The 20,129-nt window shown below is 57.0% G+C and carries 20 protein-coding genes, 2 tRNA genes and 2 riboswitches; of the genes, 6 read left to right on the top strand and 16 right to left on the bottom strand.

Features of this window, described 5'->3' with window-relative positions; genetic code table 11:
* Window positions 1-108: 108 nt before the first annotated feature.
* Together AADJ11_RS03140 and AADJ11_RS03135 are read right to left on the bottom strand one after the other, a co-directional pair.
* Window positions 109-1,329, bottom strand: coding sequence for a crosslink repair DNA glycosylase YcaQ family protein (locus tag AADJ11_RS03140; RefSeq protein ID WP_341233097.1), 1,221 nt, complete (start codon window positions 1,327-1,329; stop codon window positions 109-111).
* Window positions 1,326-2,363, bottom strand: a complete 1,038-nt coding sequence (locus tag AADJ11_RS03135; RefSeq protein WP_341233096.1) for a LacI family DNA-binding transcriptional regulator — start codon at window positions 2,361-2,363, stop codon at window positions 1,326-1,328. The genes AADJ11_RS03140 and AADJ11_RS03135 overlap by 4 nt, the downstream gene beginning before the upstream one ends.
* A 143-nt stretch (window positions 2,364-2,506) precedes the next feature.
* Between AADJ11_RS03135 and AADJ11_RS03130 the strand changes: the two genes are divergently transcribed.
* A tRNA-Arg gene (locus AADJ11_RS03130) sits at window positions 2,507-2,583 on the top strand.
* Between the two features lie 144 nt (window positions 2,584-2,727).
* Here AADJ11_RS03130 and AADJ11_RS03125 read toward each other — a convergent pair.
* Window positions 2,728-2,803 (bottom strand) — tRNA-Lys (locus AADJ11_RS03125).
* Between the two features lie 117 nt (window positions 2,804-2,920).
* Between AADJ11_RS03125 and dapF the strand changes: the two genes are divergently transcribed.
* From dapF to AADJ11_RS03110, 3 genes are all read left to right on the top strand, one after another.
* The gene (dapF, locus tag AADJ11_RS03120; RefSeq protein ID WP_341233095.1) at window positions 2,921-3,751 is read left to right on the top strand and encodes a diaminopimelate epimerase; all 831 of its coding nucleotides are present in this window, start codon (window positions 2,921-2,923) and stop codon (window positions 3,749-3,751) included.
* Entirely contained in the window at window positions 3,748-5,004 is a 1,257-nt protein-coding gene (gene mtaB / locus AADJ11_RS03115; RefSeq protein ID WP_341233094.1) for a tRNA (N(6)-L-threonylcarbamoyladenosine(37)-C(2))-methylthiotransferase MtaB, read from the top strand. Before dapF ends, mtaB begins: the two co-directional genes overlap by 4 nt.
* A gap of 186 nt (window positions 5,005-5,190) precedes the next feature.
* Window positions 5,191-5,799 carry a Crp/Fnr family transcriptional regulator gene (locus AADJ11_RS03110; protein WP_341233655.1) on the top strand — a complete coding sequence of 203 codons (609 nt, stop codon included), beginning with the start codon at window positions 5,191-5,193 and terminating at the stop codon, window positions 5,797-5,799.
* 329 nt (window positions 5,800-6,128) lie between these two features.
* Here AADJ11_RS03110 and AADJ11_RS03105 read toward each other — a convergent pair whose 3' ends face one another.
* From AADJ11_RS03105 to AADJ11_RS03085, 5 genes are all read right to left on the bottom strand, one after another.
* Window positions 6,129-6,977: a cytochrome c1 gene (locus tag AADJ11_RS03105; protein WP_341233093.1), complete on the bottom strand. Its 849-nt coding sequence runs from the start codon at window positions 6,975-6,977 to the stop codon at window positions 6,129-6,131.
* Window positions 6,978-6,982: 5 nt separating this feature from the next.
* Window positions 6,983-8,326, bottom strand: coding sequence for a cytochrome b (petB, locus tag AADJ11_RS03100; RefSeq protein WP_341233092.1), 1,344 nt, complete (start codon window positions 8,324-8,326; stop codon window positions 6,983-6,985).
* A 12-nt stretch (window positions 8,327-8,338) separates the two neighbouring features.
* Window positions 8,339-8,899 (bottom strand): ubiquinol-cytochrome c reductase iron-sulfur subunit, encoded by a 561-nt coding sequence (gene petA, locus AADJ11_RS03095; protein ID WP_341233091.1) that lies wholly within the window; start codon window positions 8,897-8,899, stop codon window positions 8,339-8,341.
* Between the two features lie 175 nt (window positions 8,900-9,074).
* Window positions 9,075-9,686 carry a glutathione S-transferase gene (locus AADJ11_RS03090; RefSeq protein ID WP_341233090.1) on the bottom strand — a complete coding sequence of 204 codons (612 nt, stop codon included), beginning with the start codon at window positions 9,684-9,686 and terminating at the stop codon, window positions 9,075-9,077.
* 74 nt (window positions 9,687-9,760) lie between these two features.
* On the bottom strand, window positions 9,761-10,384 hold the full coding sequence (locus AADJ11_RS03085; RefSeq protein WP_341233089.1) for an FMN-binding negative transcriptional regulator: 624 nt from the start codon (window positions 10,382-10,384) through the stop codon (window positions 9,761-9,763).
* Between the two features lie 66 nt (window positions 10,385-10,450).
* Window positions 10,451-10,604, top strand: a riboswitch (FMN riboswitch).
* A gap of 82 nt (window positions 10,605-10,686) precedes the next feature.
* On the opposite strand from AADJ11_RS03085, the gene AADJ11_RS03080 reads away from it, so the two are divergent.
* Window positions 10,687-11,121, top strand: a complete 435-nt coding sequence (locus AADJ11_RS03080) for a 6,7-dimethyl-8-ribityllumazine synthase (RefSeq protein WP_341233088.1) — start codon at window positions 10,687-10,689, stop codon at window positions 11,119-11,121.
* A 19-nt stretch (window positions 11,122-11,140) separates the two neighbouring features.
* On the opposite strand, the gene dxs is transcribed toward AADJ11_RS03080, so the two are convergent.
* The 5 genes from dxs to AADJ11_RS03055 form a co-directional block, all read right to left on the bottom strand.
* Complete coding sequence (dxs, locus tag AADJ11_RS03075; protein ID WP_341233087.1) at window positions 11,141-13,069, bottom strand: 1-deoxy-D-xylulose-5-phosphate synthase; 1,929 nt, start codon at window positions 13,067-13,069, stop codon at window positions 11,141-11,143.
* Between the two features lie 18 nt (window positions 13,070-13,087).
* Window positions 13,088-13,993 carry a polyprenyl synthetase family protein gene (locus tag AADJ11_RS03070; RefSeq protein WP_341233086.1) on the bottom strand — a complete coding sequence of 302 codons (906 nt, stop codon included), beginning with the start codon at window positions 13,991-13,993 and terminating at the stop codon, window positions 13,088-13,090.
* On the bottom strand, window positions 13,980-14,222 hold the full coding sequence (locus AADJ11_RS03065; RefSeq protein ID WP_341233085.1) for an exodeoxyribonuclease VII small subunit: 243 nt from the start codon (window positions 14,220-14,222) through the stop codon (window positions 13,980-13,982). The genes AADJ11_RS03070 and AADJ11_RS03065 overlap by 14 nt, the downstream gene beginning before the upstream one ends.
* Before the next feature lie 142 nt (window positions 14,223-14,364).
* A complete protein-coding gene (locus tag AADJ11_RS03060) occupies window positions 14,365-15,066 on the bottom strand; it encodes a response regulator (protein WP_341233084.1) in 702 nt (233 codons plus the stop codon).
* Entirely contained in the window at window positions 15,063-15,575 is a 513-nt protein-coding gene (locus AADJ11_RS03055) for a MarR family transcriptional regulator (RefSeq protein WP_341233083.1), read from the bottom strand. Before AADJ11_RS03055 ends, AADJ11_RS03060 begins: the two co-directional genes overlap by 4 nt.
* A gap of 162 nt (window positions 15,576-15,737) precedes the next feature.
* Here AADJ11_RS03055 and AADJ11_RS03050 point away from each other — a divergent pair, with 162 nt between their 5' ends.
* The gene (locus AADJ11_RS03050) at window positions 15,738-16,607 is read left to right on the top strand and encodes a branched-chain amino acid aminotransferase (RefSeq protein WP_341233082.1); all 870 of its coding nucleotides are present in this window, start codon (window positions 15,738-15,740) and stop codon (window positions 16,605-16,607) included.
* Window positions 16,608-16,682: 75 nt separating this feature from the next.
* Here the strand turns inward: AADJ11_RS03050 and AADJ11_RS03045 are convergent, their stop codons facing one another.
* The 3 genes from AADJ11_RS03045 to aroC form a co-directional block, all read right to left on the bottom strand.
* Window positions 16,683-17,630 (bottom strand): cyclase family protein, encoded by a 948-nt coding sequence (locus tag AADJ11_RS03045; RefSeq protein ID WP_341233081.1) that lies wholly within the window; start codon window positions 17,628-17,630, stop codon window positions 16,683-16,685.
* A 118-nt stretch (window positions 17,631-17,748) separates the two neighbouring features.
* A complete protein-coding gene (locus tag AADJ11_RS03040; protein WP_341233080.1) occupies window positions 17,749-18,726 on the bottom strand; it encodes a DMT family transporter in 978 nt (325 codons plus the stop codon).
* 80 nt (window positions 18,727-18,806) lie between these two features.
* A complete protein-coding gene (aroC, locus tag AADJ11_RS03035; RefSeq protein ID WP_341233079.1) occupies window positions 18,807-19,907 on the bottom strand; it encodes a chorismate synthase in 1,101 nt (366 codons plus the stop codon).
* Between the two features lie 92 nt (window positions 19,908-19,999).
* A riboswitch (TPP riboswitch) is annotated at window positions 20,000-20,099 on the top strand.
* The last annotated feature ends 30 nt before the right edge of the window (window positions 20,100-20,129 follow it).

Here is a 20,129-nt window from a genome sequence, read left to right as displayed (position 1 = left end):
ATTCCTTTGGAGTCACTCTCGCACAGAAATGCAATACGTCAACAAAATGTTGATAAAATGCCATCGTAGTGCAACACGAGCAACGATAGTGCCTATAAACCGTGCTGTTTAGGTGGATTGCGGCGCGCGCAGCCAATCATCGTCAAAGCTGATCTGGGACACACCCGCCAGCTTGGTCAGCCGCGCCAGTTCCGCCTCGAACGCGCTTTGCTTGCCTTTGCCCCATCGCGTTCCCGGTTCGGGCCAAAGCGCGCGCACCACTAGCGTATCGCGGTCGCGGAACGCTTTCATATCGACGCGGGCAATGACGCTGTCGCCTTGCAGGATCGGGAACACATAATAGCCATAGGTACGCTTGGCCTCGGGTACGAACATCTCGATACGGTAGTTGAAACCGAACAGACGCTCGGCCCGTTTGCGGTCTCTCAACGCCGGATCAAAGGGGCTGAGCACGCGCAACCGCTGGGTCGGCTCGATGTGCAACGCCGGATCATCCGCTATGTCAGGGCGAGCAACGGCATCGCGCATTTCGCCATTCGCACAGGTGACCAGGATCGGCTGCAACCGGCCTGCGGTCAGCTCTCCGCGCACCCAATCCTTGGCCTCTGCCGGACTGATGTGATCCCAGAACGCCGCCAGTTCTGTGTGGGTGGCAAAGCCAAGGCGATCCAACGCACCGTTGCAGCACCAATCAATCGTCGCCGTATCATCTGGCGCAGCGGTCGCGTCACACAGATGCGCCTCAAGGACGTTTTCGGTCAGGTCATAGCGTTTCTGGAACCCGTCCCGGCCAACCACGTGCAGCGCGCCAGTGCGCCACAGGTATTCCAGCGCGGTCTTTGACGGGTGCCAATCCCACCAGCCGCTGTTTGATCTTTTCTCGTCCTTACCAACATCTGCAGAACAGACCGGGCCCTGTTCGCGGATCTGATCCAAAAGCTTACTAAACTGCGATTCAAAATCGTGCTTATGCCAGTTGCGATACCGCTTGCGCAGGGTTTCAGCATCACGCTGGCGGCGCATTTCCCAATAGGGGTAATACACCATCGGGATCACGGCGGCGTCGTGGGTCCAATGCTCAAACAGCGCGCTGTCTTTTTCATACAGCCGCTTTAGCCCGCTGGGGCGATACCGGGGTTTGCGGGAAAACAGGATCAGATCATGCGCCCGCGCGACGGTGTTGATGCTGTCCAACTGGACAAAGCCCAACCCCTCGATCACCTGCAACAGCGCGTCGCCCTTTGCATCGCCCTTCGGCGTGTCACTTAGTAAATGACGGTGCAGGAACAGACGCCGCGCGTCTTTGTTGCTGAGCGTGAGGGTGTTCATCCGCTACGTTTGCGGCGTAGCGTATCCCCCAAGGACAGGGTTGGTGTCATCGTCACATGAGTCTGCAAATCGGGGTCAGGTTCATCCAAAGTATCGTTCAGAATGATCCGCGCCGCAGCATTGCCAATCTCAGCGCGGCACGCATCCATTGTGGCCAATTGACGGGGCAAACCCTGCAACAGCTCGACGTTGTTAAAGCCCGCTAACCCGATCTGCCCGGGGATATCAATGCCTTGGTCGATCAGATACAGCAGGCCGCCTGCCCCGATCATATCATTGGAATAATACAGAAAATCCAGATCGGGCGACCGTTCCAGCATGTCTTGGGTCATCTCGCGTCCCTTGGCCAGCGCCGACCCACCGGAATAAAACGCGCGATCCTCAATCTCGATCCCTGCCTTGGCCAGCCCTTCGGTAAACCCTTCAAAACGTTTACGGGCGCGGTGATCCAACGGCATCTTGGTGCCCATGAACCCGATATGCTCGTACCCTTCTTTCAGGATTGCCTTGGCCATTTCCTGACCCGCACGACGGTGCGAAATCCCCACGACCGCATCAATCGGACGGCCATCGACATCCATAATCTCGACCACTGGAATACCTGCGTTTTTCAACATGGCACGGGTAGCGTCCGAATGCTCAAGCCCGGCGATGATTACACCGGACGGCCGCCAGGACAGCATTTCATATAAAACGCGTTCTTCCTTCTCGGGCATGTAATCTGTCACCCCGACAACAGGCTGCAGCGGCGTGTCTTCGAGCACCTGATTGATGCCATTCAGCACCTCGGGAAATACCATATTCGACAGGGACGGGATGATAACCGCAACAAGGTTCACCCGCTGCGACGCCAGCGATCCTGCGATCTGGTTGGGCACATACCCCAGCTCTTTCGCGGCGGCCAAAACCCGCAGGCGCGTTGCCTCTGACACATCGCCCCGTTTGCGCAAAACCCGGCTGACTGTCATCTCGGAAACGCCACAGGCGTCAGATACATCACGAAGCGTTAACGGGCGTTTGGGGGTCTGTGACAAGGGCAATATCCTACTCTTCAACCAATGTCTCACGCTAACGTAGATTATGAGCATGGCGCAAGACATCACGAGGCCACCGCCAAAACCACTACCCCGTTTTTGCGGGTGACGCCCCTACCCTGGCTTGCTAAAGCTAATTTGGCGGCCCCGTGGCTCAACTGGATAGAGCAGCCCCCTCCTAAGGGGCAGGTTGCAGGTTCGAATCCTGCCGGGGTCACCACAAATCAACCCGTTTACAGATCGCCGTGTAAGAACTTGGGAAAACCCGAAAATTCTAGCGCATCGGCTTGCCAAGGGCGCATCACGGGGCTGGGGAAACGATTAAGGGGGGGTGTATACGAACGCTCAAATTCGTAAGTAAAAATGGTGAGCCCGTCCGGGTTCGAACCGGAGACCTACTGATTAAAAGTCAGTTGCTCTACCAACTGAGCTACAGGCCCACTAGGCGGCTTACTAGAAAGGTGGCGCGGTGGGGTCAAGCCCTTAACGTACGAAATTTTCCGCACATGCTGGATAAGTTTCATTCGCCGCGTTATATGCGCCAAATGTGCAGTGATATGACCAAAGGTTTGCCCTTCATGAAGATGCATGGGCTGGGAAACGACTTTGTCGTGCTGGATGCGCGCGAGTCGGGTCCGGATTCGTTTTCCGTCACCCCCGCGCTGGCCAAGGCCATCGGGCATCGGCATTTTGGTGTTGGCTTTGATCAGCTTGCCGTCATTTCGAACGGCAAGGGCGACGCGCACCTGACTTTCTATAATTCGGATGGCTCGATATCTGCGGCCTGCGGCAATGCCACCCGCTGCATTGCGCGGTTCTTGATGGAGGAGACGGGAAAATCGTCCCTGCATCTGACAACAGATCGCGGTGATCTGGCGGCGCGGGATTTGGGGGATGGCCTAACGTCAGTGAACATGGGGCAACCGCAGCTTGAATGGCAGGACATTCCGCTGGCCCACGCCATGGATACGCTAGAGCTGCCAATTGAAGGCGCGCCGACGGCGACCGGCATGGGCAATCCGCATTGTACGTTCTTTGTGGATGATGTGGCTGCTGTCGATCTGGCCAGCTTTGGCCCCGAGATCGAACATCACCCGCTTTACCCCGAACGCACCAACGTACAGGTCGCGCAGATTGTCGGGCCCGACCATATCCGTATGCGCGTCTGGGAGCGGGGCGTGGGGGTCACGCTCGCCTCTGGGTCGTCTAGCTGCGCCACAGCCGTTGCTGCGGCCCGTAGGGGCCTGACAGGGCGTATGCTACGCATCGACCTTGATGGCGGCACGCTACAAATTGACTGGCGCGAGGATGGTGTCTGGATGACGGGGCCAACCGCGCATGTATTCAGCGGCACCCTGACCCCCGCCTTTCTGGACAGCGTGAAATGACTGCGCCTATTTTTTCAAACCACGGCTGCCGTCTGAACGCCTATGAGACTGAGGCGATGAAAGACCTTGCCCAGCAGGCGGGTCTGGAAAATGCTATTGTGGTCAACACCTGCGCGGTGACAGCCGAGGCCGTGCGCAAAGCCCGCCAGGATATCCGCAAGCTGCGCAAAGCGAACCCGAATGCCCGACTAATCGTCACCGGATGCGCCGCCCAGACGGAACCTGACACCTTTACCAAGATGGACGAAGTCGACGCTGTCATCGGCAACACCGAAAAAATGGTCGGCGCGACGTGGCAAGGGCTGGCTGCTGATTTCATTGGCGAGAGTGAGGCCGTGCAGGTCGATGACATTATGTCGGTCACCGAAACCGCTGGCCACTTGATTGACGGCTTTGGTACGCGCAGCCGCGCCTATGTTCAGGTGCAAAACGGCTGTGACCATCGCTGCACCTTCTGCATCATCCCCTATGGCCGTGGTAATTCGCGGTCTGTCGCCGCTGGCGTTGTCGTCGATCAGATCAAGCGGTTGGTCGATAAAGGGTTTAACGAGGTCGTGCTGACCGGAGTGGACCTAACAAGTTGGGGCGCTGATTTACCATCAGAGCCCAAGCTGGGCGATCTGGTCATGCGCATTTTGCGGCTGGTCCCCGATCTGCCGCGTCTGAGAATCAGTTCGATCGATTCGATCGAGGTGGACGACAACCTGATGCAGGCCATTGCGACCGAACCCCGGTTGATGCCGCATTTGCACCTTAGCCTGCAACATGGCGATGATATGATCCTCAAACGGATGAAGCGGCGCCATTTACGCGACGATGCGATCAAGTTTTCTGAGGATGCGCGGAAACTACGGCCGGATATGACCTTTGGCGCCGATATTATCGCGGGCTTCCCGACCGAAACCGAAGCGATGTTCGCAAACTCGCTCAAGCTGGTCGATGACTGCGATCTGACCTGGCTGCATGTCTTTCCTTACTCGGCCCGCGAAGGAACGCCGGCCGCGCGGATGCCCGCAGTGAACGGTGGCTTGATCAAAGCACGTGCGGCCCGCCTGCGTGAAGCCGGCGCACAGCAAGTGGCCAAGCATCTGAACGCACAGCAAGGCGTCGATCACCGCGTTCTGATGGAAAGCGCCGTGATGGGCCGGACGGAACAATTTACCGAAGTTCATTTTGCCCACCCCCAGATCGAGGGAAGCATTGTTGCGGCAAAAATCACGGACCACGACGAAACCCATCTATTGGTCGGCTAGTCGGATTTCCCTGTTTTAATGCTCACCTAAGATTGCGTTTCCCCAAGGGTATGTAGAAGGTAGCGGGAACAGCTGCACCTTGCACAAGATGGACACCTAGCATTGCCAGATTCCCCCCCCAAGAACCTAAAAAAGCTGATTGAGAACGGATTTCTCGCGAGTGCATCTGACGTACTAAAGCAGTTGATGGCTGAGTTGGCGACGGAAAAGAGATTGGAAAAGGGCGAGGTTCTGTTTGAACAGGGCGACCTCGGCGAAACCCTATATGCAATTGGCAGCGGCACCTTGGAATTCAGCGTGCTGTCCCCCGATGGCCGCAAGCTGATCCTTGATGTAATGAGCAAGGGCGCGATCTTTGGTGAAATCGCATTGTTTTCCCCCGGCCCCAGAACCGCGACTGTTATAGCTCTTGAGAGGGCAACCGTATGGGGGATCAAGAACGCTGATGTTCTGGCGTCAATGAACGAACGTCCAGAACTGGGCGTCGACATGATCCAGTTGGCAGGGCGGCGTATGCGGTGGATGGGCCAACAGCTTCGCGATCAGGTTTTCCTGCCGCTATCGATGCGATTGGCACAAAAAATTCTGTATCTCGCCAAGCATAACGGCGCAGATGGCAATACTCTTAAGCTATCTCAGGCGGAATTGGCCGAGTTTGTCGGGGTAAGCCGCGAATCGGTTTCCAAGACCCTAGCCATATGGAAGCGCGAAGGTGTGATTGACCTAAGTCGCGGGTCATTGCGGATACTTGAGCAAGAAAACCTAGAAAAAATAGCAGCTTCCGAGGATATCTAACCGCTATGTGATCAAGATCACAGACCCGAGAGCCCGAGTTAACTAATAATTAACTTATTGAAAACACGGGACAGCGATAAAAATCATCCTTCTACTCTGGATGATGTTGGCCCGATTTAGAGACAGAGGGACAGGGTTCGGCCAAGGTAGTTATCCGCCTTTGCCATAGCGTTCAATTGATCTGGGCGCTTGCTCTTCTCTCTCTTTTTATCGGCCAATTTGTTTGTGCTTCACAAGAAGGCTCCCCACTTCGCACAAACGCAAAAGCCTTCTGGATCAGTCCCGGTCCAGAAGGCTTTACTTTTTAGCGGTGTCGAAAGACTGATAAATCAGTCTTTCTTGTATTTTACCGGTGCCCAAAGGCGCTTGTTTGTCAGGTACAACAAAACCGACAGAAGCGTCAGGAAAACCACGCCGGCGAAACCAGCCTGCTTGCGGGCCATCATCTTGGGCTCTGCTGTCCACATCAGGAATGCAGCAACATCAGCCGCCTCGTGGTGCAGGTCAGATTCGTGACCATCGGCATATTCAACGTCATCGCCATAAAGCGGCTGTGCCATGGAGATCCAGCTGCCCTCGACCATGGAGTGGCCGTGATCGTCCTTACAAGAATCAGGGATGCCGCCATTTGCGAACGCTTTGTTATACGAGCCGGGGAAATCCTCGGGCGCACATTCTGGCGCATCCTCATAGCCGACCATCAGGGACGCGATGTATTCCGGTCCGCCAATGCCTTTGAAGAACTGGTTGATCCCCAGACCGTAAGGCCCGTGGAAACCAGCGCGTTTCTTAGCCATCAGGCTTAGGTCAGGCGCGTTCTCAAGGGCAGAGACCGGAAAGTGGTCGACCGGTGTTGCCGGGCGAAAATCGTCCAGTTCGGCGTCAAAGACTTCGTAGCGTTCCGAATAGGCGCGCACTTGATCTTCGGGCATGTGTGGGCCGCCCTCATCTGCCAATGTGCGCAGCGGTACGAATTTCAAACCGTGGCACGCCGAACAGACCTCGGTGTAAACCTGAAGACCGCGTTGAAGCTGGTTGGTGTCGTAGGCCCCAAACGGGCCTTCGAAAGAGAAGTCAAAGTCTTCTACATGCGCTGCACCACCCGCCGCCAAAGCGGCAGACCCAGTAAGGCCCAAGGCGACAACAGCCGATATGAAAGTTTTCTTGATCATTGTCATGGTCCTTACTCTGCTGGGTTGACCAGCGTCTTGGTGCCGCCGGTTTTCGCGTCGTGATGCGATGCAAAATCGGCTTCGATGGTTTCGGGCTGTGGCAATGGTTTCTCAAGCACGCCAAGCAGCGGCATGATGACCAGGAAGTAACCGAACCAATAGGCGGCTGCGATCAGCGAAAGGCTGGCATATGGTTCTTCGGCAGGCATGGCACCCAGCCACATCAGCGCAAAGAAATCGACAACCAACAGCGCAAACCACCATTTGAACATCGGACGATACCGACCCGACCGAACCGAAGATGTATCGAGCCAAGGCACCAACGCCATCACAGCAATCGCACCGAACATCGCCAACACACCAAAGAATTTGGCGTCGATGATGCCACCGGTCACAAAGGACGCGATCTGAACAACCCAAACTTCGGCAGTAAAGGCGCGCAGGATCGCGTAGAACGGAAGGAAGTACCATTCAGGAACGATGTGTGCAGGTGTCGAAAGCGGGTTCGCTTCGATGTAGTTGTCGGGGTGGCCAAGGTAGTTTGGCATAAACCCGACGATGGCAAAGAAGATCACCAGGATCACGGCCAGCGCGAACAGGTCTTTTATCACGAAATACGGCCAGAAGGGCAGTGTGTCTTTTTCTGCTTCTTCTTTTGATCCGCGACGCACCTCAACCCCAGTTGGGTTGTTGTTGCCCGTGGTGTGGAACGCCCAGATGTGAACGATAACCAAACCCGCAATCACAAAGGGGAACAGATAGTGAAGGCTGAAGAAACGGTTCAGCGTTGCGTTATCAACGGCTGGTCCACCCAAAAGCAGGGTTTGGATAGCTTCACCAACAAACGGCACAGCACCAAACAGACCGGTAATAACGGTCGCACCCCAGAAGGACATTTGACCCCATGGCAGAACGTAACCCATGAATGCGGTGCCCATCATCAACAGATAGATCAGCATACCGATGATCCACGTCACCTCGCGTGGTGCTTTGTAGGAACCATAGTACAGGCCGCGGAAAATGTGAGCATATACAGCAATAAAGAACAGCGATGCGCCGTTTGCGTGCATGTAGCGCAGCATATAGCCGCCATTCACGTTGCGCATGATATGTTCAACCGAGGCAAACGCCTGATCAACATGCGGTGTATAGTGCATCGCCAGAACGATACCGGTGATGATTTGCAACGCCAGACAGAACGTCAGAACGATGCCCCAGATCCACATCCAGTTCAGGTTCTTTGGGGTCGGGATCATCAATGTGTCATACAGCAGCCCAACAACCGGCAGGCGGCTGTGCAGCCACTTTTCACCGTTTGATTTTGGCTCGTAATGGTCGTGAGGAATTCCAGCCATTCTAGTTCTCCCTTAACCCAGTTTGATCGTGGTTTCGTCCACGAATTCTGCAATTGGCACCGGCAGGTTGCGCGGTGCTGGACCTTTGCGGATGCGACCCGCAGTATCATAGTGCGAGCCGTGGCATGGGCAGAACCAGCCGCCGAAATCACCCGCGTCACCCAAAGGCACACAGCCAAGGTGCGTACACACGCCCATCATGACCAGCCATTCTTCGTTGCCAACCATTGCGCGGTTTTCATCGGTTGCAGGTGAATCAGCCGCGATATTCGCGTTTTCGGCACCTTGGTCAGGCAGCTCAGACATTTCAACGTCGCGCGCCTTGGCGATCTCGTCGTCGGTACGACGGCGGATAAACACAGGTTTACCCAACCATTTGACCGTCAATTGGGTGCCCGGCTCAACCGCGGAAACATCAACACGGATAGAGGACAACGCCTTAACATCGGCGGATGGGTTCATTTGATTGACCAAAGGCCAGACTGCCGCACCTACTGCAACTGCACCTGTACCTGCCGTAGCGTAGTAGAGGAAATCCCTCCGGGTGCCTGCGTGATCTTCTGCTTGGGACACGGGTTAACTCCAAATCGAGGGCCAAAAGGCCATTAATCCAAGGGGCGGCGAAAACACGCCTCCCGTAGTTCTGTTGTTTACTAGCCTCAAGGACTGCGCACGTCCAGATGCCTTTGATGCGCAAACCGCCGCAGCTAGGGTTTCAATGGGCCTAAAACCCTGAAATTTTACTAATTTAAGCAGCAGGCGGCACTGTTGCCTGCATTGACGGGCGCGAATCAAAGTTTTTCGCCCAGCCTGCCAGCGCGTCATTCCCCTTGCGCCAATTCCGCGCGTCGTGGCGGAAATCAAGATAGGCAAGCGCACAGCCCACGGCGATTTGCCCCATATCCAGCGGACCGGACAAATGGCTCACCCAGCGGCTGTTCAGCACGGCAACGGCACGTTCGATCTTGCCCCATTGTCCTTCGACCCATTCCGGCATCTGTTTGTCGTCGGGCCGCATCCGCCCCTCGTAAACCATCAGCAATGCGGCATCCAATATTCCGTCCGCCGTCGCCTCAAGCGTCAGTGTATCCCAGCGGCGCGGGGCCGACGGGTACAGCTTGCCGCCAGCGCGATCATCCAGATAGGCACAAATCACCCGGCTGTCATACAATGTCGGCCCTTCATTACGCTCAAGTGCCGGAACTTTGGTCAGCGGATTTTTCGACAGCAACGCCGCGTCAGGTGACAAAGGCGTGGTATGCATTGTCTCAAGCGTCACATCATCGATCTGACCGGTTTCGTGCAGCAACACCATGACTTTGCGAACATAGGGCGAGGTCGGGGAATAATAGAGCTTCATCGTCGTCTCCTCCAAGAGTTGCGCCAATATCGCTGCCAACGCGGCGCGGTGCAATCACTTGTTATTCAACTTATTCAACCGCCCGTGGCCGCGCGCATCATCTGGGCGATGATATCCACCTCGGCCCCGAAACCATGCGCACCCAAACTATCAGCCGCCGCAAAGCGCACCGCGTCCGGTTTGTTCTGGCTCAGCTTCCATGTCCCATCGACGCCCGTGATGGTCATCCGGCAGGGCACGATCATCCGCATCAGCTTGTGCATCGTCTCGTCTTGCATCTTGTCGGTGGTCCAAGGCGGTTTGGGCAGCAGCCTGTCTTCGTAAAACGCTGATTGACGGTTCAGCAGATCAAGCAGTTCGTCGGCTGGGCGCAGCTCCAACACGCCGGTCAAATGCACAGCGACATAATTCCAGGTCGGGACCTGATCCTCGACCCCGTACCAATCTGGCGAGACATAGCTATCACCACCAACCACGGCCAATTTCACGGTAACCGGCTCAGACAGCGCCCGCGCGATAGGGTTCGACCGCACCAAATGAAGGTCGGCAATATCGCCCGCATCGTTCAACAAGAACGGCACATGTGACATCAACGGCCCCTCCGCCCCGTTCGCTGCAAGCACGCCAAACCCACGTTCCCGGGCAAAGGCAATGTTCTTGGCTGTATCAGCATCATGATAGATCGGGTTCGGGTGCATGGGGCTATGACTTTCCTACAAGTTCACTTTTGGTATTGCAGACCCGCGCGCAGCTTGGCAACTTGCACATATTCTCAGGGCGGGGTGCAATTCCCCACCGGCGGTATGTGGCCTTGCGCCACGAGCCCGCGAGCGCGACTGCCCCGCAAGGGTCGGTTGGTCAGCAGATCTGGTGAGATGCCAGAGCCGACGGTCATAGTCCGGATGGAAGAGAATGCGTTTGCGCCGACCCAATTCTGGGCCGTCCGTAATCGTGATCGCCTTGGGTGACTTGTGTCGCTGACGTTAAAAAGGAGATCACTATGACACACACCCGCTACGCCTTTATCAAAGCCCGCTGGCATGCCGATATCGTGGATCGTGCCTATGACGGGTTTTCCGAAACCATCCCCGCGTCCCAAATCGACGTGGTCGATGTGCCCGGTGCGTTTGAAATGCCCTTGATGGCGCAGACGCTTGCCAAGTCCGGCAAATACGACGCCATTATCTGCGCGGCTTTTGTCGTCGACGGCGGCATTTACCGCCACGATTTTGTGGCGTCGGCCGTTGTCGATGGATTGATGCGCGTGGGGCTGGATACTGGGGTGCCGATTCTATCCGTGTCCCTGACGCCCCATCATTATCAGGAAACCGACCACCACAACGCAATCTACCGCGCGCATTTTGTGGAAAAAGGCCGCGAGGCCGCATCGGCTGCCCTTGGGGTTGTTGCCGCGCGCCAGTTGCTAGACGCCTAAACCCGCGCGGGCCTGCGCGTCAGGCCCGCTGCGCCGCAATGCTGGCAATACCCAACACATCCAGCACCTTGGCTTCGATCTGTTCGGCATTCATGCCAGCGACCGCATACATATCGGCCGGGCTGGCCTGATCGATAAAGATGTCAGGCAAAACCATCGACCGATATTTAAGCCCTTCGTCAAACACGCCCTCATCGCTCAGCAATTGCGCGACGTGACTGCCAAAGCCACCCACAGCGCCCTCTTCAATCGTAATCAGTGCCTCGTGATCGGCGGCAAGTGTCAGGATCATGTCCCGGTCCAGCGGCTTGGCAAATCGTGCGTCTGCAATCGTCGGCGTGATTCCCTTAGCCCGCAGTGCTTCGGCGGCCTTTTCGACCTCTGCCAATCGCGTCCCGAATGACAGCAGCGCCACGCGCTTTCCCTCTGCGATGATCCGCCCCTTGCCGATGTCCAGCGGCACACCGCGTTCCGGCATATCAACGCCGTTGCCCTCGCCGCGTGGGAAACGGAAAGCAATCGGCCCGTCATCATGCGCCGCGGCGGTGGCGACCATATGCACCAGCTCGGCCTCGTCCGCGGCGGCCATCACGACCATACCCGGCAAATTGGCCAAAAACGCCACATCAAACGCGCCCGCATGGGTCGCCCCATCGGCCCCGACCAACCCTGCGCGATCAATCGCAAAGCGCACCGGCAAACGCTGGATAGCTACATCATGCACAACCTGATCATAGCCGCGCTGCAAAAACGTCGAATACATTGTGCAGAACGGCTTCATCCCGCCTGCCGCCAAAGCGGCGGAAAACGTCACCCCGTGTTGTTCGGCAATGCCCACGTCAAAGCAGCGGCTGGGATAACGTTCCGCAAACAGGTTCAGCCCGGTGCCATCCGGCATCGCCGCCGTGACCGCGCAAATTTTGTCGTCCTTTGCCGCCTCGGCAATCAGGCTATCGGCAAACACACGTGTATAGCTTGGCGCATTTGACGGCGCTTTCTTCTGCTCGCCGGTCAGCACGTTAAACTTCGCCGTGGCGTGCCCCTTGTCGCGGGCCGCCTCAGCCGGGCCATAGCCCTTGCCCTTTTTCGTGATCACGTGGATCAGCGTCGGCCCCGTCGCCCGCGCCTTGACCGTGCGCAACACAGGCAACAACTGGTTCAGATCATGCCCGTCAATCGGCCCTAGGTACGAGAACCCTAACTGTTCGAACAATGTCCCACCAACGGCCATGCCCTTCAGGATATCCTTGGCGCGCTTTGCCCCCTCGCGGAACGGGCCGGGCAGCAGACTAACCGCCCCCTTGGCCGCCGCTTTGAAATCCTGAAACGGTTCTTCCGCGTACAAACGACTTAGATAAGACGACATCGCGCCGACAGGCGGGGCAATCGACATCTCGTTATCGTTCAAAATCACGATCATCCGCTTTTTCAGATGGCCCGCGTTGTTCATCGCCTCATAAGCCATACCGGCAGACATCGACCCGTCACCGATCACCGCAATCGCATCGCCCAGCCCCTCGGGGACAACACCACCCAGATCACGCGCAACGGCAAAGCCCAAAGCAGCAGAAATCGACGTCGAACTATGGGCCGCGCCAAAGGGATCATAGGGGGATTCGCTGCGCTTGGTGAAACCGCTCAGCCCGTCTTTCATCCGCAAGGTGCGGATACGATCACGCCGCTCCGTCAGGATCTTATGCGGATAGCATTGGTGGCCAACATCCCAAATCAGCTTGTCACGGGGGGTGTCAAAAACGGCATGCAAGGCGACCGTCAGTTCAACAACGCCCAAGCCAGCACCCAAATGCCCGCCGGTTTCGGACACAGTCGAAATCGTCTCGGCACGCAGCTCATCCGACAGCTTGATCAGCTCGGGATCGGAAAACTGTTTCAGATCCGCAGGGCGTGCCACACGGTCCAGCAATGGTGTCTTGGGTCTTTCAGTCATCTCGGCCCCTCCGAAGGGTCAGCTTTTGCGCGCAATAACGAAGCGTGCCGCGTCTCGCAAGGTTTCCGCGTCGTCGCCATAAGGGGCCAAAGCGTCACAAGCAGAATTCACCAACGCGCGGGCCCGCTCTTTCGCCGGCTCTAACCCCAGCAGCGATACGAATGTCGCCTTACCGGCACCTGCATCTTTTCCGACAGCTTTGCCAACAGTTTCGGCATCGCCCTCGATATCCAAGATGTCGTCGGCAATCTGAAAGGCAAGGCCAAGGTCGCGGGCATAGCGCCGCAACGGGCCAGCATCGGCACCTGCCATCACCGGGCCGGTGGTTGCGGCCCATTCAATCAACGCGCCGGTTTTGCCCGCTTGCAAAACGCTGATCTGCTCCAACGTCAAGGGTTGGCTGGCGGTCTCGGCCGCGATGTCCATCGCCTGCCCCCCGACCATACCGCGCACGCCGGCTGCACGGGCCAACCCCGCAATCAACGCCACACGCGCGGCATCAGGGCATCCGGCATTTGCAATCAGCTCAAACGCCAAGGTTTGCAAAGCATCCCCGGCCAAAATGGCCGTCGCTTCATCCCATTGCACATGGACCGTCGGCTGCCCGCGGCGCAGATTATCATCATCCATCGACGGCAAATCATCATGTATCAACGAATAGGCATGCAGCGCCTCGATCGCACCGGCACAAGGGGCCGCCTGCGCGTCCAGAATGCCGTGCAGCCGCGCGCTCTCGATCACGAAAAAGGCGCGCAATCCTTTGCCACCGGTCACGGCATATCGCATCGCCTCGGCGACCGTACCATCGACACCGCCCAGCCCATGCAAAATCTGCCCGGTCGCCAAATCGGCCGCATGGCTCAGCGCCTGATCAAACGGCCTGCGCGTCAGCTCTGCGTCCAAATGAACGTCAAACCCCGCCAACAGCCGTCACCCCTGTCGGATTGCCATCCCCGTCCAAGGTAATCTGGGCAACTTTTTCTTCTGCTTCTTTCAACTTGGTTTCACAGCGTTTCTTCAACGCGGCACCACGTTCGTACAGCGCAATGCTTTCATCCAACGCGACATCGCCCCGTTCCAGCTGGCCCAATACTTTTTCAAGCTCGGCCATTGCCGCTTCAAAGCTCATTTCGTCTACCGCAGTTTCAGTCATATCTGCCAACCTTCATACTTAAATCTTTCCCAACCATAGCTCGCATGGCGCGCGCCTTCCAGTCGCCGATCACAACTTCTCTGGCTCAAAAATATCTCACGGGGGTTTGGGGGTGTGAAACCCCCATAGGGCAGCAGCTGAATTAATCCGGGGCCAGCATATAACCCGCACCGCGCACGGTCTGCAGATAGCGCGGTTGCTTTGGATTATCCTCGATCTTGCGCCGCAGCCGGGTGATCTGCACATCAACAGCGCGTTCCTGCGCCTGCCCGCGATCACGGCCCAATTCTTCAACCAGCTTTGACCGGCTCAGTGCCGCGCCGGGTTGCGCGGCAAAAATGCGCATCAGTTGGATCTCGGTTGCCGTCAGCCGCACCAGATCATCGCCCTGCCACAGCTCTCCGCGTTCTATGTCATAGCGGATTGGCCCCATCGACAGTACCTTTGGCGCGCTGTCTGACACGCTGGTATCGGGCATGCGGCGCAAAATCGCGTTGATGCGCAGCAGCAATTCCTTTGGCTCGAACGGCTTTGCCAGATAGTCATCTGCACCGGCCTCAAGCCCCTCGATCCGGTTGTCGGTCTCGCCTTTGGCCGTCAGCAGTAAAATCGGCGTCGCCATTGTTTCACGCAAACTGCGGGTCAGGCTAAGCCCGTCTTCGCCGGGCATCATCACGTCCAGCACGATCAAATCGAAATCAAGACCGGCCAGAATCCGCCGTGCATGTGCTGCGTCGCGTGCAGCGGTCACCAAAAACCCGTGCCGCATCAGAAATTTCTGCAACAACGTCCGAATACGTTCGTCATCGTCCACGATCAGCAGATGCGCATCCATGCTGCTCATCCGCTATTCTCTTTCAGGCGCAGGTAGCTGTGGCGCATTTCCGGGTCCATCATCGTTTCCAGCACAGTTCTAAAACCGGCGACGGCCTCTGGCCCCGCGTCGCGAAAGGCGCTGCGCATTCGCACGCGCTGCGCGTCCGATAATGTCTGCTCAAGCACGCGGCCTGCTTCGGTCAAGTACAAATGCCGCTCCCGCTTGTCTGATTTTCCCACCTGGCTTTCCACCAGACCATCGGCAATCAACGTGCGCAACACACGATTCAGGGACTGTTTTGTAACACCCAGCAGCCCCAACAAATTATTCACCGTTGTGCCCGGTGCCCGGTTGATAAAGTGGATCGCGCGGTGATGGGCGCGGCCATAGGCCATATCCACCAGAATTCGGTCAGGATCTGCTGTAAATCCGCGATAGGCAAAAAACATGGCCTCGATCGCCTGCCGCAGCTGTTCATCCGTTAAAAACAACAGGTTTTCACCGGAGTGAGAAGATGTGCCGCGTCCGTCTGCCATTCTTGTCTCCTGCAACTTCACATCAGAGTTTACGTCAGCCTTGTTGACTTTCCAAGTGTCAAAGGCTAACGAATCTCAGGTTTTGCGTAACAAAATGTCCATTTCAGGCGCATCTTACGCAACATTCGTAAATTATGATGACGGATCAAGGAAGGATTCACCATGGACGGTGCATATGATGATCGCGACGGCAAGATCTGGATGGATGGCAAGATGATCGATTGGCGTGATGCCAATGTCCATATTCTGACCCATGCCATGCACTATGCCTCGTCTGTATTCGAAGGTGAGCGGTGCTATAACGGCAAGATTTTCAAAGGCCGCGAACATTCGGAACGTCTGCGCAAATCCGCCGAGTATCTGGATTTCGAAATCCCCTATACCGTCGATGAAATCGAAGCTGCCAAATACGAAATGCTGCAGGCAAATGGCTGGACAGATGCTTATGTGCGCGCAGTGGCGTGGCGTGGTGCTGGCCCTGACATGGGCGTCTCTGCCGCGCGCAACCCCGTGCGTCTGGCAATCGCCGGCTGGGAATGGGGCAACTACTATGGCGACGCCAAGATGAAGGGCGCCAAGCTCGACATCTCCAAATGGAAGCGCCCCTCGCCCGAGACGATCCCCGTGCATGCCAAGGCCGCCGGTCTTTATATGATTTGCACCACATCCAAACACGCGGCCGAGGCCAAGGGATGCTCTGACGCGTTGTTCATGGATTACCGCGGCTATGTGGCCGAAGCGACAGGCGCGAACATCTTTTTCGTCAAAGACGGCGAAGTGCATACACCGCTGGCCGACTGTTTCCTGAACGGTCTGACACGTCAGACTGTAATCGGGATGCTCAAGGAAAAGGGTCTGATCGTTCACGAGCGCCGCATCATGCCGGAAGAGCTTGAAGGTTTTGAACAGTGCTGGCTGACCGGCACCGCCGCCGAGGTTACACCCGTCGGCCAGATCGCGGATTACACCTTCGAGGTCGGTGCCCTGACCCGCGACATCTCGGAAGCCTACGAACGCCTCGTCCGGATGTAGGGTGGGTGCCAACCCACCTTAACCGAACAAAACGGCGCGGTTCATCCCCGCGCCGTTTTCCGTTCCGATAGCGGCTTAATACAATGCGACAGGGTTAATCATCGCCTGCACCGTGCCTTTGATCAGCGGCTGACCCAGAACGAACATGAATTCCTTCACTCCGTCGCGCACCAATGGGCCGGTGTTCATCGTCTCAAGAATATAGATACCGTTGTCTTTCAACAGCGTGACGTGGCCATAGAAAATCTTGTCACCCTCTTTTGCTGGGATAGCCTCAAGCCCCCATGTATCCGCACCCACAGCCATCGGGTTCATCGACGCCATGTAAACCGCACCTTCGTTGTTCAAACCCGGCTCTGACGATCCCCATGCGGCAGGGTTGCTTTCCAACATGCCGTCGGTCCATCCGGTGTGGAACATGACAATATCGCCTTCATTCACCGTAATCTCTTGGGCATCCATCGCGGCCTTAATCTCGGCCTCTCCGAAATGCTCACCAGCGGCCAACACGTCTTTGCCGAAATGTTTGGCCATATCGACAATCACCGCGCGAGCAACAAGCGGCGGCACGGCGTGGGTCCCTAGTTTGGTCAGCCCGCCAATCGCTGAAATCTCTTTCTCGTCCAGACAGTTGTAGTATTGGCCGTTTTCGCCCAAATGGCCCAAACCATCCAGCTGCGATCCGATGCCGATCCATGTCTGGATGATGTCGTCGTTATAATTCCCCTCGTACCCAAAGGCAGACAGTTTCTGCCCGCCTTGCTGGTTTGGCTGTACGATCTGCAGGTTCAGCGACCGCGGTGGAAAGGCAGGCGTATCAGGACCGATCACGATACCAAGCGGCATGGATTTACCGCGTTTGATCAGTTTTGACGCCTCCAACGTCCGCTCGGTGCTGATCAGGTTGGCCGATCCGATCTGATCATCCGCGCCCCATTTCGAAGGCACACAATCCTGCGCCAAGGCGCTGCTGGCCGCAAAGCCACAGGCGATTGTCGCAACAATAATTGATTTCAATGTCATGGTACTTCTCCTCCCAGAAAATAAATGCGGCCCCTTCTTTGAGAGGTGATTCCGCATGTCCAGAGGATCAGGCTAACATGATTTCCACCCAAGCGCGCATGACGCAACGTCGGACACCCTAACTAGGTGTGCCTTGCGGGGGGCTGCTGGCCTTGGCTTTTGACCGGTCCAGCCCCAGTTGCCGTTCCCGCCAAATGATCAGCACGCCGCCGGTCATCACCAATCCGGCACCGATCAAAATGGCAGGTGTCGGTACTTCGCTAAAGACCAGCCACCCGATGAGGGTCGCAAAAATCATCGACGCGTAATCGAACGGGGCCAGCATCGAAACAGGCCCGAACCTGAAGGAGGACGTGATCATAATTTGCGAAATCCCGCCAATCAGCCCGGCGACAACCAACAAGGCGCTTACCCCAAACCCTGGCATGACCCATACAAAAGGCGACCAATTCAGGATCAATCCCAAAGGCAGCGTAAGGAAGGAAAGCACAGTCGCCGTCAGAGAAAAGAAAAACACGATCGCTGCGGTGCTATCGGTTTGCACCAACCGGCGTACGTGAATTTGCACCATGGCCCGCATGATCGACGCGCCAAGAACCATAATCGCGCCCATCGTCGCCATCTGCGACACCGCATCGCCCCCAATCGTAAAGCGCGGATAGAGCACGATCAAAACCCCCACCAAACCAACGGCAACCGCAGACAGGCGGAACAGGCGCACCCGTTCGCCCAGAAAAATCGCGGCAAAAACAACGGTGAACAACGGCGTCGCATAGCCGATTGCCGTGACTTCGGGCAACGGCAACAAGCTCAGCCCGCCAAAGGTCAGCCCCATGGCCGTGGTGCCAAACACCCCGCGCCAGACATGCCCCATCAGATTTGACGGCTCTAACCCGTGGCGCAGATCGCCGCGCTGCCAGAGCCACAAAATAATTACCGGAAAAGCAAAGAACGACCGGAAGAACACAGCCTGCGCGGCCGGGACCGTATCGGTCGCGGTCTTGATGATGGCCGCCATGGCCGTGAATAAAAAGACCGCCCCCAGTTTGAGGGCAATGGCCCGTCCCGGGCGGTGTTCAGTCATTGTTGCTGCCATACCGGATGCTTGCGCCCCTGCGGATCAAAGTTCAAGAGCCCGCGCGCGGCCTACCGAAAAATTTGAACTTTTCGGCCAGCTTAGCCGATGATGCCCTGATTTTCGCCAACCTGCCCCCGGTGCAGCAGCATATGGTCCAGCAAGACGCAGGCCATCATCGCCTCGCCCACCGGCACCGCACGGATACCAACGCAAGGATCATGGCGGCCCTTTGTGATAATCTCGGTATCCTCGCCGGATTTCGTGATTGTCTTGCGTGTGGTCAGGATGCTTGACGTCGGTTTGACCGCGAAACGCAGCACAATATCCTGCCCTGTGCTGATCCCGCCCAAGATACCGCCCGCGTGGTTTGACGAATACACAGGGCCGTCAGGGCCCATGCTGATCTCGTCAGCGTTCAATTCGCCCGTTAGCATCGCGGCAGACATGCCTTCGCCGATTTCCACACCTTTGACGGCGTTAATGCTCATCATCGCGGCTGCCAGATCGGTATCAAGCTTGCCGTAAACCGGTGCGCCAAGGCCAGCAGGGACATTGCGCGCTGTAATTTCGATAACCGCGCCGACCGACGATCCGGACTTGCGCAAACCATCCAGATAATCAGCCCAATCCGCCGCCGCTTTGGCATCCGGCACCCAAAACGGGTTCTCTTCAATCTGGTCCCAATCAAACGCATCTCGGTCAATCTTGTGGGCACCCATCTGCACCATATAGCCGGTGATTTGCAGATTTGGAGCAATCGCCTTGATCGCCTCACGGGCCAATCCGCCTGCGGCCACACGCGACGCCGTTTCCCGCGCAGACGACCGGCCACCCCCGCGGTAATCGCGAATGCCGTATTTCTGGAAATAGGTGATGTCGGCATGGCCGGGGCGGAACTTGTCCTTGATATCACCATAGTCTTTGGACCGCTGATCGGTGTTTTCAATCATCAACTGGATTGGCGTGCCGGTTGTCACCCCTTCGAACACGCCCGATAGGATGCGCACCTCGTCGGCCTCGCGCCGCTGGGTGGTGTATTTGTTCTGGCCGGGCTTACGCTTGTCCATCCAGTGCTGGATCATCTCTTCGGTAATCGTCACGCCAGGCGGGCAGCCATCAACGGTCGCACCCAAGGCAGGGCCGTGGCTTTCACCCCAAGTGGTGACGCGGAAAAGATGGCCAAAGCTGTTGATCGACATATTGGATGCTCCTTTGCCCTCCGCATTAACGGGGGTGGCGGCATGCCTCAAGGGGTTTTGGCTTGCCAAGGGCGCACAAGCCTCCTACGTCTTTGAATACCTCGGGGGGCACTGTTGTGCTGAGATTGCGAAAGCTGACCCGTAGAACCTGAACCGGTTAACACCGGCGGAGGGAAGGTCTGGACATCACTCCAACGCTTTCTGACGCCGCATTTTGGAGGA

This window comes from uncultured Sulfitobacter sp. (genome assembly GCF_964021855.1).
Classification (GTDB): Bacteria; Pseudomonadota; Alphaproteobacteria; order Rhodobacterales; family Rhodobacteraceae; genus Sulfitobacter.
Note: the sequence above shows the minus strand (reverse complement) of the source record. Positions and strands in the feature narration are given on the sequence as shown.